The organism is Novipirellula galeiformis (genome assembly GCF_007860095.1).
Lineage (GTDB): Bacteria > Planctomycetota > Planctomycetia > Pirellulales > Pirellulaceae > Novipirellula > Novipirellula galeiformis.
This window is the reverse complement of sequence record NZ_SJPT01000001.1, coordinates 376,482-391,444: the sequence shown is the minus strand read 5'-3', so window position 1 is coordinate 391,444 and position 14,963 is coordinate 376,482. Positions and strand designations below refer to the sequence as shown.

At 55.2% G+C, this 14,963-nt stretch carries 12 protein-coding genes; 9 read left to right on the top strand and 3 right to left on the bottom strand.

Going from position 1 to position 14,963, the window contains the following annotated elements:
* The first annotated feature begins 318 nt into the window (after nucleotides 1–318).
* The 7 genes from serC to Pla52o_RS01310 all read left to right on the top strand — a co-directional run bounded on the left by serC (nucleotide 319) and on the right by Pla52o_RS01310 (nucleotide 9,306).
* Nucleotides 319–1,431: a 3-phosphoserine/phosphohydroxythreonine transaminase gene (gene serC, locus Pla52o_RS01340; protein WP_146592790.1), complete on the top strand. Its 1,113-nt coding sequence runs from the start codon at nucleotides 319–321 to the stop codon at nucleotides 1,429–1,431.
* A 67-nt stretch (nucleotides 1,432–1,498) separates the two neighbouring features.
* On the top strand, nucleotides 1,499–3,121 hold the full coding sequence (gene serA, locus Pla52o_RS01335; RefSeq protein WP_146592789.1) for a phosphoglycerate dehydrogenase: 1,623 nt from the start codon (nucleotides 1,499–1,501) through the stop codon (nucleotides 3,119–3,121).
* A 362-nt stretch (nucleotides 3,122–3,483) separates the two neighbouring features.
* Nucleotides 3,484–4,242 carry a ThuA domain-containing protein gene (locus Pla52o_RS01330; RefSeq protein WP_197168933.1) on the top strand — a complete coding sequence of 253 codons (759 nt, stop codon included), beginning with the start codon at nucleotides 3,484–3,486 and terminating at the stop codon, nucleotides 4,240–4,242.
* Nucleotides 4,243–4,581: 339 nt separating this feature from the next.
* A complete protein-coding gene (gene flhA, locus Pla52o_RS01325; protein WP_390620825.1) occupies nucleotides 4,582–6,651 on the top strand; it encodes a flagellar biosynthesis protein FlhA in 2,070 nt (689 codons plus the stop codon).
* A 112-nt stretch (nucleotides 6,652–6,763) separates the two neighbouring features.
* Nucleotides 6,764–7,870, top strand: coding sequence for a flagellar biosynthesis protein FlhF (locus tag Pla52o_RS01320; protein ID WP_146592786.1), 1,107 nt, complete (start codon nucleotides 6,764–6,766; stop codon nucleotides 7,868–7,870).
* A gap of 196 nt (nucleotides 7,871–8,066) precedes the next feature.
* A complete protein-coding gene (locus Pla52o_RS01315; protein ID WP_146592785.1) occupies nucleotides 8,067–8,300 on the top strand; it encodes a hypothetical protein in 234 nt (77 codons plus the stop codon).
* Between the two features lie 208 nt (nucleotides 8,301–8,508).
* Nucleotides 8,509–9,306, top strand: a complete 798-nt coding sequence (locus Pla52o_RS01310) for a FliA/WhiG family RNA polymerase sigma factor (protein WP_146592784.1) — start codon at nucleotides 8,509–8,511, stop codon at nucleotides 9,304–9,306.
* 333 nt (nucleotides 9,307–9,639) lie between these two features.
* Here Pla52o_RS01310 and Pla52o_RS01305 read toward each other — a convergent pair whose 3' ends face one another.
* From Pla52o_RS01305 to Pla52o_RS01295, 3 genes are all read right to left on the bottom strand, one after another.
* On the bottom strand, nucleotides 9,640–10,512 hold the full coding sequence (locus Pla52o_RS01305; RefSeq protein ID WP_146592783.1) for a hypothetical protein: 873 nt from the start codon (nucleotides 10,510–10,512) through the stop codon (nucleotides 9,640–9,642).
* Between the two features lie 281 nt (nucleotides 10,513–10,793).
* On the bottom strand, nucleotides 10,794–11,993 hold the full coding sequence (locus Pla52o_RS01300; protein ID WP_146592782.1) for a S1 family peptidase: 1,200 nt from the start codon (nucleotides 11,991–11,993) through the stop codon (nucleotides 10,794–10,796).
* Nucleotides 11,994–12,213: 220 nt separating this feature from the next.
* Nucleotides 12,214–13,128 carry a type III secretion system chaperone gene (locus Pla52o_RS01295; RefSeq protein ID WP_146592781.1) on the bottom strand — a complete coding sequence of 305 codons (915 nt, stop codon included), beginning with the start codon at nucleotides 13,126–13,128 and terminating at the stop codon, nucleotides 12,214–12,216.
* A gap of 440 nt (nucleotides 13,129–13,568) precedes the next feature.
* On the opposite strand from Pla52o_RS01295, the gene Pla52o_RS01290 reads away from it, so the two are divergent.
* Together Pla52o_RS01290 and Pla52o_RS01285 are read left to right on the top strand one after the other, a co-directional pair.
* On the top strand, nucleotides 13,569–13,958 hold the full coding sequence (locus Pla52o_RS01290; RefSeq protein WP_146592780.1) for a hypothetical protein: 390 nt from the start codon (nucleotides 13,569–13,571) through the stop codon (nucleotides 13,956–13,958).
* Between the two features lie 115 nt (nucleotides 13,959–14,073).
* Complete coding sequence (locus Pla52o_RS01285; RefSeq protein WP_146592779.1) at nucleotides 14,074–14,925, top strand: hypothetical protein; 852 nt, start codon at nucleotides 14,074–14,076, stop codon at nucleotides 14,923–14,925.
* Nucleotides 14,926–14,963: the final 38 nt, after the last annotated feature.

Here is a 14,963-nt window from a genome sequence, read left to right as displayed (position 1 = left end):
ACCCTGGAAGGTCGGAAGAAATTTTCCAACGTCGAAGCAGGATGCCCCCAATTTGGAAATCGTCCTTCGTTTCCCTCCATTCGCTTCTGCTATAGGCATTTTACGGGCCAAGGAACCACAATTCTGGCGATTAAGCGTGTTTTGGACTTTCCATTCACAAATACCGAGCTCATCCTGCCCTGTCACGAATCTATCCAGGCAACCTTTCGTACTTAATCCGCTCAGCATAGAATTCGCAGCTACGCTTTGTAATTCCGCGTTTGGCTATGATTTCCTTTCGTCTGGCCAAGCAACCCACGTGATGGAAATTCGCTAACGATGAGTGCTACCGCGACTGCTCAGCGCGTCTTCAACTTTTCCGCTGGACCTGCTGCGATGCCGCTTTCGGTACTCCAGCAACTTCAAGACGAAATGCTTTGCCTGCCGGGCGCGGGATGCTCGTTGATGGAGATGAGCCATCGCGACCAAGCATTTATCGACATTTTGCACGATGCCGAGAATAGCATTCGGTCGCTGTTGAACATCAATGACGACTATGCCGTGCTGTTTCTGCAAGGCGGTGCGACGCTGCAATTCTCGATGATTCCCGCAAACCTGATCCGCGGTACCGACAAGGTCGCGCAATACTTGGTCACCGGAGCGTGGGGCAAAAAGGCGGTCGGCGAAGCCAAAAAGGAAGGCAATGTCGAAGTCATCTACGACGCCAAAGAGTCGAATTACAACCATGTCCCTAAGGCCGCTGACTACCAAGTCCGCGATGACGCCGGGTATTTGTACTACTGCAGCAACGAAACGATCCAAGGGGTTCAGTTCCAAGAAGAACCTGAGAGCCCCGCTGGCGTCCCGTTGATCTGTGACGCTTCGAGCGATTTCCTCTCGCGTCCCTTGGACATCCGCAAGTACGGCATGCTTTACGCTTGTGCTCAAAAGAACGCAGGCCCCGCTGGCGTGACCGTCGTGATTGTGCGTCGCGATTTGATCGACGCCGGGCAACCCGATTTACCGGGTTATTTGAATTACAAGAACCACGCTGAAGCGGATTCCGAGTGGAATACCCCGCCAACCTTCGCCATTTACGCGCTTGGCAAAGTCGCTCGCTGGCTCGTCGATGACATTGGCGGCCTCGACGCGATGGCAAAATTAAACCAAGAAAAATCGCAACTGCTTTACGATGTCGTCGATGCCCACGGTGATTTCTACCAAGGGCATGCGGTTGATTGCTGCCGATCGAAAATGAACGTCACGTTCAACCTCCCCAGCGACGAATTGCTGAAAAAGTTTGTTAGCGAAGCGAGCGCTCACAACCTGGCCAGCTTAAAAGGGCACCGCAGCGTCGGCGGCATCCGAGCCAGTGTTTACAATGCGATGCCGCTCGAAGGTGCCCAAACATTGGCAAAATTCATGACCGATTTTGCCAAAAAGAACGGCTAGCTTCACGTTGCCCCCCTGCTTAGGCTGCTCCACTCCTTTACTCCCTCTCGGACCACTGTTTTCTGCCATGCACCGTATTCTCGTCCTCGACAACATTGCCCAAGAAGGTCTCGATCTCCTCGACGCTCACCCGAACGTCGAGTACGAGGTCCGTACGGGGCTTTCCGGTGAAGACTTACGAACCGCGCTGAACGAGTTTGACGGCGCAATCCTTCGTAGCGGAGTGAAGATCACTCCCGAATCGCTCGAAGGCAACACGCGGATGCGTGCCTTGGTGCGAGCGGGCGTGGGGACCGATAATATCGACAAAGCTGCAGCGACCCGTCGCGGCATCGTCGTGATGAACACGCCGGCGGGAAATACCGTCAGCACGGCAGAGCACGCGTTCGCACTGATGTTGGCCCTCAGCCGCAACATTCCGGCCGCCAACCAAGGGCTCGTCGAAGGACGCTGGGACCGTAAAAAATACATGGGCACCCAAATGGCCGGCAAAACGCTCGGCGTCGTGGGGATGGGGCGAATCGGCCGCGAAGTCGCCTCGCGCGCAATCGCGTTTGACATGAACGTGATCGCCTTTGACCCCTTCCTGACCGACGAACAAGCCGCCTCGATCGGGGTCAAACGCGTCGCCACAGTCGACGAGATGCTTCCGCAAATCGATTACCTCACCGTCCACACCCCGCTGACCCCCGAAACCACGGGATTGATCAGCCATGCTCAGCTCGACAAAGTCAAACCGGGCTTGCGTGTCGTGAACGCGGCTCGCGGTGGCATTTACAACATCGATGCGTTGGTCGAAGGGCTCAAGAGCGGCCGACTCGGCGGCGTTGCCCTAGACGTCTACGAAGACGAACCTTGCACCGACAACCCGCTGTTTGGCATGCCCAACGTAGTCTGCACGCCGCATCTCGGTGCCAGCACCGAAGAGGCCCAAACCCAAGTGGCCGTCGAAGGCATTCACTTGTTAATCAACTACTTAGAAACCGGCGAAATCCGCCACAGCGTTAATGTCGCCGCGCTGGACCCCAAGACGCTCGCCGAACTTCGCGGCTTTTTGAATGTCGCTCATCGGCTTGGCCTGCTCGCATGCCAATGGCACGGCGGCGGCATCGATCATGTGTCGATCTCGTATCGTGGCGAAATTGCCGGCAAAGACACTCGCGTGGTCAATAACGCGTTCTGCGCCGGGTTGCTCGAACGAATCGTCGATGACGCCAACATCGTCAATTCAGAAATGTTGTTGCGTGAACGTGGCATTGAACTCTCCGAAGAAAAACATCGCGACAAGGGCGCGTTCTCTTCGAGCATTACGGTGACCGTTTCCGGCAGCGGTCGCAGCATTGTCGTGGGCGGAGCGGTGCTCGGACAAAACATGCCACGCTTGATCACCCTTGACGAATATCGCTTGGAATCCTTCCTCGATGGCAAGTTGATGGTCTTCGCACACAAAGACGTCCCCGGCATCATCGGTCGCGTGGGAACCGTGTTCGGAACCCATGGAATCAACATCGCGCAAATGGCCGTTGGCCGCGAAGGCAACGCACCCGGCGGAACCGCAATTGGCGTGCTGAACATCGATGGTGAAGTCTCGGCCGAAGCACTCGAAGAAGTCGAAAGCATCGAAGCGATCACGCAGATCAAAATGATCGATCTGCCGAAAGCGGGCGAACTGCCCAGTTGGTTGTCGTAGCTCACCGCGATTGCCGGCGATCCGATAAATGGCCATTGGATGAATGGCCATTGACCCTGCCGCGAAGTGCCTTGGCATTTCGCGGCTAACAGGTCCGAACGGTTCGTTTTTACGCGACTCATCCGCCTCTGCAGCATCCGCACGCTCCACCCTGCGGGCTCTCGCAAAAGCGGGCCCTCAATCACAGCAGGCTTCACGATAACGCGGGCCCCGTGGGAATGTCGCCCCAACGCTCGGGGGCCAACGGGCACCTTCTCCCTTCCCCACGCCGCTCTCGGCGCCCTATTTCTGTCGCGACTTCGCCAGCGAAAAGCGACTATGCTGGGGACGTTTCAACTCCCCTCCGTCTAGGATCCCAACTCATGAACTTGCGAGCCGTTGCGTGCTTACTGATTGCTTGTTGTTTGTCTCCCCACGCGATCGCGGAACCGCTCCCTCCGCATCTGGTGATGTTGATCGCAGAACGAGAATATGAAACGGAGAAAACGCTGCCCAAGTTTGCCGAACAACATCTCCAAAAGGCCTTCCGCACCTCGCTGGTGTTTGCCGACAAGGAAGACAGAAACACGCTTGTGGGTAGCGAAGCGATCCGTGACGCCGATGTCTTGCTGGTCAGTGTCCGGCGACGCGCCCTACCCAAATCTCAATTGAAATTAATCCGCGACCACGTTGCCCAAGGCAAACCGGTGATTGGGATCCGTACCGCCAATCATGCCTTTGCCTTACGCAATGAAGCCTCGCCCCCGGGTCACGACCAATGGCTCGCCTGGGACCGCGAGGTGTTCGGCGGCAACTACAGCGGGCACTATAAAGATACGCTCATAACCACCGTCACCATTCGCAACGACAATTCGATCCCGGCAACATTGCTCTCCGACATTAAAACGGAATCATTTGTCTCCAGGGGCTCACTCTACAAAGTCGCCCCGCTAGCCGACGGCGCGGTGGTTTTGATGGACGGCAAAGTAGAGGGGCAGGGGAGTGAACCGATTGCATGGACCTTCACGCGGGCAGACGGTGGCAAGTCGTTCTACACCTCTCTGGGCTATCGCGACGATTTCGCAGCGGAAGTGCTGCCGCAACTGCTCCTCAACGCAATCCACTGGTCGCTTGAGAAGTAATCAGCGGTAATCAATACCACCGCTGCGATGAGCGGCCCCTTCGAGCCCCTGGGCCGCACTTCGACGAGCGAACGCGAATCGGGCGCAAGGCATCGCGAAGGCCCTCCGATGCCACCGGTCAGAAACTAGACGACGGCCCGGGCATCGAGCCCCCCCACCAGGGAGCCGCCAAGCTGAGAGACGCCTCCCCTCCCAAGAGCTGAGCTTTGCGGCTCAAAGGCTAGAAAAAGGGGGGCGATTGGTGGTCTGTTCTTCTCTAGACCTGATCCCTACTTTTTTTGTACTTTCCCTCAAGAGAAGCGAATGGGTCGCTTCGTTATCGATGGGAAGGATTTTCTTGTGCTGTCAGCTCTACTTCGTTACCGCGATTTAGTTTTGCCAGTGGGGATCATCGGCTGCTTGATCGTCATCCTCGTGCCGCTGCCGGCAATCGTGATGGACCTGCTACTCGCAGCCAACATCACCATCGGGGTCATCATCCTATTGACGACGATTTATGTCTCCACGCCCCTCGAATTCAGTATTTTCCCTTCGCTGCTGCTGGCGACCACGCTTGCCCGTTTGGTATTGAACGTCGCCACAACGCGACTGATTTTAACCGGGGCGGACACGCTGAAGATGGAAGCTGCCGGCGGCGTGATCCAGAATTTTGGCGAATTTGTCGCGGGGGATCGAATCGAAGTCGGGATCATTATCTTTTTGATCATCGTCTTGATTCAATTCATCGTGATTACCAAGGGTTCGACCCGGATCAGTGAAGTTGCGGCACGGTTTGCGTTGGATGGGATGCCAGGTCGCCAAATGGCGATTGACGCCGATTTGAACGCCGGGCTGATCGATGAAAAGGAAGCTCAGCGCCGCCGTGAAGAGGTGAGTTCCCAGGCCGATTTCTACGGGGCAATGGATGGTGCTAGCAAGTTCGTCCGTGGCGACGCGATCGCGGGGATTGTGATCACGGTCGTCAACGTCATCGGTGGCTTGTATATCGGCGTGATGCATGCCGGTATGACGATCACCGAAGCGGGCGCCTTATTTACCAAGTTAACGATTGGCGACGGATTGGTCAGCCAAGTCCCGGCCCTTTTTATCTCGCTGGCGGCCGGTTTGCTGGTCACGCGGAGCACTCAAAAGGTCAACCTACCGGTCCAATTCCTGCAACAACTCTTTGGCAACCCCAAGGCATTGACGGTCGCCGGTTGCTTTTTGCTGCTGTTGATCGTGACCAGCCTTCCGACGATTCCAATGGCAACGCTCGGAGCAGGGTGCATCGGGTTAGCGATCGTGATGAACCGCAACAACACCCGTGAAGTGGACGAGAAACAAGTTCGCGACCAAGCCGAGAAAGCGGCTGCGGCGGCTCCTCCTGAAAAACGAGTCGAAGACTTTTTAACGATCGACCCGATGGAGATGACGATCGGTCTTGGGTTGCTGAGCTTAGCCGACCCCGGACGTGGCGGCGACTTAATGCAACGGATCACGGGAGTCCGCAACTCGATCGCCTCGGACATTGGCATCGTGTTGCCGAAAGTTCGCGTGCGAGACGAGATGAGTTTAGACGAAAGCGAATACGAGATCCGCATTGCTGGCAATACGATTGCCCGCGCGATCGTACGTCCCGACAAATTGCTGGCAATCGACAGCGGCCAAACCACTGGCACCATTACCGGCGAGCCCACCCGCGACCCCACGTTCGGCGAACCGGCGGTTTGGATCGACCCGATGCGTCGCGAACAGGCCGCGATTTACGGCTACACGACGGTGGAACCCGGCGCCGTCTTGGCGACCCATTTGCAAGAGATTGCCCGCCGTCATGCCGATGAATTGCTCTCGCGTGACGCGACGAAGCATTTAATTGACGAACTCAAAGAGGTCTCGCCCGCAGTCGTCGACGAATTGATCCCAGGGGCGATGAAGATCAGCGAAGTCCAGCAGGTGCTACACCTCCTGCTTCGTGAAGATGTCCCGATTCGCCAACTCAGTATCATTCTCGAAACGCTTGGCGATTTTGCATCCCGCACCAAAGACCCCGTTTTGTTGTGCGAGTACGTTCGGCACCGCTTGGCCCGGACGATTAGCACTCGCTATCGCGACGAACACAATCAATTGCATGTGCTTGCCCTCGATCCAGCGATGGAAGATCGGATTGCCGCAGGCATCGAACATACCGAACGAGGACTTTTTGTGAGAATGAGTCCGCAAGCGGTAGACCTCACTTGCGAAAGAATCCAAGAAGCCGTTAAGAAACTGATTACCGCTGGCTATCCGCCGATTTTGTTGGTCAGTCCTCGCATCCGCCCAGGGCTTCGCCAAATCACATCGCCGTCGATGCCACGATTAAGAATCCTGTCGTACAACGAAGTGACTCAGGACACGAAGATTGAATCGCACGGAGTCGTGAGTGATACCTAAAACCCACTGAGCCCCAAGCCGAAGTTAACCCCCTATCCGCAGTGAATCCAAAGCGGTCCTTGTCGACCGCTCTTATGATTCCCATGAAATTCCTCGCGATGTGATTCGCACTATGCATATTCGCACTTTCCGAGCCGCCAGCCTTCAAGATGCCCTTGAAGAGATCCGCCAGCAAATGGGCACGGATGCCTCGGTGCTGCATACTCGTCAAGTCCGTGATGGATGGATGGGTTGGCTTGGCCGTACTTACGTCGAAGTGACTGCGGGACTACGCGATTCCACTCACACGTCGACGTCGGATTCCCTTCACGAAGACCGCACCGAGGGATCCACTCTCGGCGACGAACATGAATCACCACGGCGCAGCATGTTCATGCACTCGTCGTCGATGTTGGCCGGACCGCTGCAAGCGTACCGTGAGCAATTGATCGAAGCCGGGGTCGCGGCGAGCACCGCGGATCGCTGGCTGCAAGCGACGGAGAGTTTTGCAGCGGGGCTGGGAGAATCTCACGGCCCACCGTGGATGGAACACTTACAACGCTCGATCACTCGCGAACTTCGCCTAGCCGGTCCGATTCGAACTCAACCCGGTTCCAAACACATTGTCGCCCTGGTTGGCCCGACGGGCGTCGGCAAAACCACCACGATTGCAAAGTTAGCAGCGGGATTCCGCATCGAGGAACGACGCCGCGTTGGCTTAGTCACCATCGATACATTCCGCATCGCGGCGGTCCAGCAACTTGAGGCCTACGCCGAGATCATGGACTTGCCGATGGAGGTGGTCGAAAAGCCAGCCCAAATGCAACCCGCCATTGAACGGCTCGGCGACGTCGACTTGGTACTGATTGATACCGCGGGCCGAAGCCCAGCGAGCGACGCCAGGATCGACCAATTGGTGGAGTTGTTGCAAATGGCGCAGCCCGATGAAACGCACTTAGTGATGGCGGCGACTAGCTCGGTCGCCACACTCCGTTCGGTGTTGCGTGGGTTTGCTCCCGCGCGACCGACCGCCGCGATCTTGACCAAGCTTGATGAAGCGACCAGCACGGCGGGAGTGCTCTCGGCGATCACAGCATCGGATCAGTTTCCGGGCATCCCGATGAGCTACATCACGCATGGACAACAAGTCCCGGACGACATTCAAGTTGCCAACGCCGAAACGTTGCTGTCGCGTCTGATGCCAAACACACTACAAAGCCAACATTTAGACGCAGCCTAATTTTTTAAAAGATTGATTCAGGTTGAACCTGGGTCAGAGCCGATACAGAGGGTGTAGCACACCGGACACAGCAAAAGTGGCTTGAGCCAATTTTGCAATTATCAGGTTGCTCCGATTACAACACAGGAAACCTTGTTCACAAACGGACACTGCAACGTTGACACGAAGCTTCGCATTATGCCTGGGTGCTCTTGCAATGGCTTTAGTCGTCGTGCGAGGTGCAATCTTCGGCGAGATCGCCGATCAAGTCGCGATGGAAGCGATGGTTGCCCTGCTGATATTCAGCGTGTTTGGATGGGTCGCAGGGTGGATTACCGAGTACGTCGTTCGTGATTCCATGGAAACCGCTTTCCGACACCGAGTCGAGTGGTATCGCCAAGGGATCATTGACGCAACTCTTAGCGAAGACAAATCCAGCAACGAATCTTGAACACGGATGTTCGACAGGATTCTTAGCTTGGACGCCACGGCGGATTTGGTTTACGTGAGCATGGATGCAAACGTCGCCAAGCCGTCCTGGATTTAACACGAGTAATTACCACTTGGCTCCGAGCCGAACTGCGGCAACGTCAAGTGAATGGTTACAAAACGCCGATGGCATGATGCCGTCAGTACATTTTTTGGTCACGGAGGATTGGATGGCAGCGACAGTCACAACCGACGATGAGATTCTACAAGTCTGGCAAGACTTCAAGAAAATCACCAAGGACGCAGCGGACTACGAAGACTTACGCAATCGGTTGGTCGAGCGTTTCATGCCACTGGTTCGCTATAACGGCGAACGGATTTGGCAACGACTTCCTGATGGAGTCGAACTCGATGACTTGATCAGCGCCGGCATCTTCGGCCTGATGGACGCCATCGATGCGTACGACATGGAACGCGGCGTTAAGTTCGAAACGTATTGTGTGCCACGAATTCGGGGTGCCATGCTTGACGAACTTCGCACCATGGACTGGGTCCCCCGCTTGGTGCGCAGCAAAGCCAGCAAGCTGGCCACGGCCAAAAAGGAACTCGAAACCAAACATGGCCGGGCTCCAACTAACTTGGAACTTTCCGAGAAGATGGAGATCCCTCTCGCTGAACTCGAAAAGATGCAATCCGACGCCAATGCGGTCGGCGTCGTCTCGTTGAACAAGAAGTGGTACGAAACGGACAGCTACAAAGATGTCCGTGAAATCGACGTTCTTGAAGACAAGAAGGGCGAAGACCCAACGATCCGTGTGCAAAAGAATGACTTGATGCGATTGGTCACCAAAGGACTCAACCGCAACGAACGATTGATCATCATTCTTTATTACTACGAAGAACTCACGATGAAAGAAATCGGTGCAACCCTCGATCTTTCCGAGTCTCGCGTTAGCCAGATGCACACGTCGATTGTGAACCGATTGCAACAGCAACTCGGACCACGCCGAATCGAATTCGGTGCTTAATATTCAGTTGTAGCACGGCGGCCATGCACGGCCGCCGAACGCTCCATAGCGGCTCCGATTTCAAAGGAGCCGCTTTTTTTATGCGCCGATGGAGCCGGCGAAAATGAAGTCTCTCGTTTCAAGTAGGGCAGGGCAGGGCGGGTTGAAAAGTCTCTCTGCCACCTCCCCCAAACGTAGTTAACCTCAAGGCGGCGGAGCTGCAAAACGTAGCTTAGGCTGCCAACCTGGGGATCTCATTTGACCCCAGATTGGAAGCCTAAGCTACGTTAAGTCCAATGAATTCACCTTTCCCAAACGAGGTTGGGAAAGGTGACATGCTGCACGTGGAGGCACTTAGCTGCGTTGGAAATTCAAACCGCCGTTGGTTGCTCCTTCAAGCTTGAAGGTGAAGTTCCCTTCGTTACCAGTCCATTGGCCCGTCATCTGTTGCAAGTCATTGGATCGTACCAAGGTGAGTTGGCCGTTTTCTAATCGGTACTGGCCGCTGAACGAGTTCGACTTGCCATCTTTCGTCGCTGTCCAACTGAAGTTGCCATCGTCGGCCAAATTCAACTCGACCGATTGATTGCCCGGCAAATTGACTTTCCAATTTCCGACATGGGCACCAGCGGTCGTCGAGGATGCTGCGGTGAACTCAGGCAGTTGCGGTTGAGTCTCCTCGGCGGGCGACGGCTCGACATTGTTGATCGAAGCCAACATCTGCAAAGCCGAGGCTTCGGCCGATTGCGGTTGCGAAGTGGGTTGCGAAACCGGTTGGATGCGTGGCGGAGTCGATTGCGTTGGTGCAGGGGCCGGGGCAGCCGCATTCACAGGCTGGGTTGACGCTGTTTGCACGGGACGACCTTGGCTAAAACCGTTCGCGGCCAAGTTGGACGGAGCCCCCGTCGGCGCTGGGGCTTGTTCGAACTGAGGCTGAGGCTGCGAAGGAATGGCGTGCGAAAGGGCGGGTTGCGAGTACACGGGCGACGCATATCGCGACGTAGGACAAGACGATGCATACGTGCTGCTGCCGACATAGTGACCGCCATAATTGCGGTGACTTGAATAGCTCGAGTGACCTCCGAAGCTCGAGTGGCCTCCGAAACTAGCACGAGCGGATGAACCGCCACCGGATCGTCCTCCACAAGCTGACACGAGCGAACCGTTGGCGGTGGTCAGAGCGATGGTGGTAACGGCGACGGCGAGTGTTTTGAATGAGCGTTTCATGATTTCCGATTCCTGAGCTGACGTGGACTGAGTGTGAGTGAGAATCAGGTGGATGACTTGGTTTTTTGTCATCCGCCTGATAAATAACCAAGCGAGCGTCTTGGAAAAGCGTTACACGATTTCTTACCGATTTTTTCGTAGCAGGTAGGCAGGGATCTTCGAAATATTAAGTGCGGAAGTTGCGTAGTGGATCTTGCTAAAGATCCCGTCTGCATGGGATCTTTAGCAAGATCCACTACGTCAGTAGTTATTCCGACGGTCCTGAGCGAACCTGAGCGACCTTATTTGGCGAGCCACGATGCCAACGTTTCTTTCGCTGTTTTCTCGTCTTTGCTTGGATTCAGTTCCTTGTGCATCGCCCCGGCAATGCGGGCGACATACTCGATCGTTCCTTGAACGGCTTCCGACGGTGCGGTGGCATCGAGCTTGGCAACAAAGAGGATCATGTGTTCACCGGACGAGTTCTTTTCCACTGCCCACGAGCCCATTTTTGTTGCCGAACTTTGACGAAGCAGCCGCATCATCAACTCGCTGGTCGGAGCGTCTTTGGACACCGAAACGAGTGACCAGATCTTCCGCACATCGGCTCGTTTGAAGTACTCCGTCTCTTTGGCCACAAAAACGGCTTGTTTCTTGCCTTTGGAAATCTCCTGCTCGACTTGGTAGTGACCGGTCGAATGCTTGGTGTGCGTGATGTTTGCGGCGTCCAACAGATCTTTGGTCGGCAGCGGGGCTTCTTTCCACGATCCGTCCATGAACGCTTTGATTTCAGTCACATCGACACAGTAGCTAATCAATGGGCTTTCCGGCGAAAACGATTGGGCGATTGCGACCAATTTGCCTTCGTTGTCGACGACGGGTCCGCCGCTGTCGCCAGGTTTGATCGGGCTTTGGATCTCGACCACTTTGAAATCATGTTCGCCGTGGTTGGATTTGAATTTTTTATCGTACACCGAGCGAACGGTTCCCGAGGTGTTGACCCACAAAACGTCGCTGCCGCCGGGGTTTCCGATCACATCAACCGCCGATCCGGGCTTAGTGCTGGCGTCCGCCAACTCGATCACCTTGGCACGATCGGGCACTTTGGGCAGTTGAATGAGGGCCAAATCGCGTTTGCGGTCGACCGCGACGACCTTACCGGGCTGAGCGAGTTTCAGCACGTTGTCGAGGTAATGCTTTCGTTTGACCTCGGGCAGCCCGTTTCGGACATCGGCAAAAAAGATCACTGCCGAGCGGCTGTCGCCAACCACATGAGCGTTGGTGAGCACGAGTCGCTTGTCCACGTCGACGAAGACTCCGGTTCCGGTGGAGGTTTCGTTTTCCGCGTCGCTGGTGATAATCCAGACGGTTGATTGCAGGGTTTTGCTGTACTTGTCCGCGTCGGCTCGTGCGGTTTGCGTCATCGATGTGACAAACGTCAACGATGCGAACAAGGCGTAACAGATTGGCGAAAGGACGCCGTGGGGTCGGAGAAGGGTCATTGAATCACCTCGAGGTTGCTGTCGCGACCGCGTCAGTCGCGGGGGAAAAATCGGCTTGGCTCTACTTACCAAGCGGAGAGCGAGCGAGGGTGTTACAGATGATTTTTAGAGTAGTGGATCTTGCTAAAGATCCTGCTGCATAAGGATCTTTGGCAAGATCCACTACCGCCAACCCGTATTGTCATGCCTGACAACCCGCTAAAGAGCACACGCGCCGTGCTTACTTGGCGTTGGTGAAATCGAGCTTGATTGCCACGTTGCCCTTGGCGTCGTTGACGGCCAGCTGGAATTTGTCAGCCACGGTCTGATTGACCGTGCAATTTAGCGTGATTTTGTCGTCTCCGATCAAAGTCAGCTTGTCGTCGACGCGGGTCACTTTGCCTTTCGAGGAGGTCGATTTTCCCGATTTCATGTGGACCAATTGGAACGTGCCTTCACTGTTTAATCGAAGTGCGAACGCTTCGCCGCTGTTCAGCGATGCCGACCATGTTCCTGCTAACGACAAGCGGGGCTTGGCTGAACTCGCGCCGTGGGTTGGTATTGCCGGGGCGACTGAGGTCGACGGTTTGGAATTGCTTTTGGACCAGATATCGGACTTTCGCTCTGCCAAAATCGCCAACTGGGTCAGATCCGCCTTCAATTGACGCGCCGTAACAGCTCGGTTGCTGAGCGAGACTCGCAACTGGATTCGCTTGTTTTCTTGATCAAACGCGAAATAGCCGCCCTGGGTTGCGGTGTTGGAGACCAGCAATTTCAGCAGTGTTTCTTTGTCAAACGACGCATCGTCTTCCATTTTGACGAGCGACATTTCGCAAGCGATGCGATCTTCGTCGACAAACACCGTCATCGAAACGGGAAAAATCCATTGGGCGTGATTGAGTTTGAACGTCGCCGATCCCTGTTCTTCGCGGGGCTCAAATCCGGCGGCCTTCAAAACCTGGATCAGCGAGGAAACGCCCACAATCCGCTGCGTTGTTTCTCCGTCAGTGATCGTGGCAACGTCTTTTACTGTCGCAACCTGTTTCTCAAAGACGGACTCCATCGCGACTTCGGAAAACAAATTGTCATCCGCGTGGACCTGTGCATTGCCACAAAACAAAGCAGCAAGCACTGCAAAAGAGAATAGGTAACGCATCGTAATACTCGGGGGTGCATAAGAGGTAAGGCGTCGCGATGACTCATTTCAATCGCGTGACTCTCTATCCCAGCGTAAAAATGCGAGCGTTGTTACAAAACGCTGTGAAGCATTTAGAGGCGGCAGATTAAAGGATTGGCGTTTCGCAGCTACGCTCGCCAGAGCGTGGATTGTTGGCGCGCAAATGCGAATCACCACCTTCTGGCGAAGGCCAGCTACCAGAAAATGCTTCACAGCGTTGGGGGTTACCGCAAACCCGTGTGCGAAAAGATCGTCGAAACGGCCAGCGAAAACCTCTTCGAAAACATTTTTGAATTTTCGCGTAACACATCGGCGGGGCCATCGCTTGGCATGTTAGTCAAGCAAACAACGCAGCGACGCGACACGGCAGACTCACGATCGCTTCCTTCAATTCACTGCCATATTTGGAGAACAGTAAGATGTTAAACCGATTCTTTTTCGCAGTTGCCCCGATGATCTTGGTTGCTAGCTCGGTTATGGCTGAGGACAGCATGCTCTCGACGATCGCCAACCTAGACCAAAACGACTCGATCGCTCAGGTCGATGACAGCGACGATCTTGGACTTGCCGATGTGGAGTCCCTGTTGAACGACGGCGAGAAACAAAGTGGCGAAGAGGCCATCGCGGCCTGCTTCCGCCGAATTGGTTACGGTCACCGCCACCACCACTACCGCAGCTACAGCAACTGGTACCGTCCTGTGCACCACAGCCACAACTACTACACCCCAGTGTACACATCCCACTACAGCTACACCCCGACTTACTCATTCTACACCCCTTGTTACACCAGCTACTGGGGTTGCTGGTAGTCGTCCACTCTGCTGATTCAACAAACACCACTAAGCCCGACGCCCCGATTGTTTCGCGGTTGCCGGGCTTTTCTTGTATCGAAACCCAATTCACTTTTCCTAACAGAGCAAACCCATGAACCGCCAAACATTGACCAAGGTCTTGATGACCACTAGTTTCATCGTCTGCATGACGATGAAATCCGATGCACAGCAAATCAACGCCTCGCATCTTTTCGGAAACCATTCCTATTGCGGTCACGTCATCGACTTGATTTCGCAGCACGGCGTCAACAACACGTTCCATCGTGGCTCGACATTCCATTCGTCGCCGTTTGGGCACGTGCTGATCCCCAGCGGTGAAATCGGCGATTTACAAATCGTCGAGGTCCACCAACACGAACCTCTCGATTCGGCGTGTGGGCCGACGTTCGCCATCGTGATTCAAAACCAAAGCACTCGCCGTGTTTGTGGTTTCCATGTTTCCGCCGTTGCGGTCTTTGGACACATCTGTCCAACGTCGCCCAACGTCACGGTGAAGACGGACAAAATCGAAGCGGGCGAATCACTCGAAGTGTTGGTGACGTTGCCAATCGAAGCGCTGGCAATGGGCAACCGCAACGGACAAGTCATTGGCTTTCAACGGCTCGTCGTCGCCATCGATAGTTTTGACGAACTGATGGAGAGCGACGAAGCGAATAACTTGAAAGCGTTCGACGCCGCATCGATCCCCGTCGTTTCCGTGTCGGTGAGCACGACGGTGGAATCCGAATCGGTTTCCACGATCCAATCCGATAGCGTCCAGAACGTGCAGCCCCTCGCAGAGAACCTGGTTCCCCAGTCGGAAGTGCCACAAATCGACTCGTTACCAAACGGGCAAAACGAATCGCCCAATAGCCAACCCGATGTCGACTCACTCCGCTCGGCCATCAAGATGCTCGACACAAGCAACGCCATGGGCGACGTTGCTGCGGCGAGCGGTATTTAAGTTGAATGCCCGAGTCCAAATCGTGCGGACGATTGCCT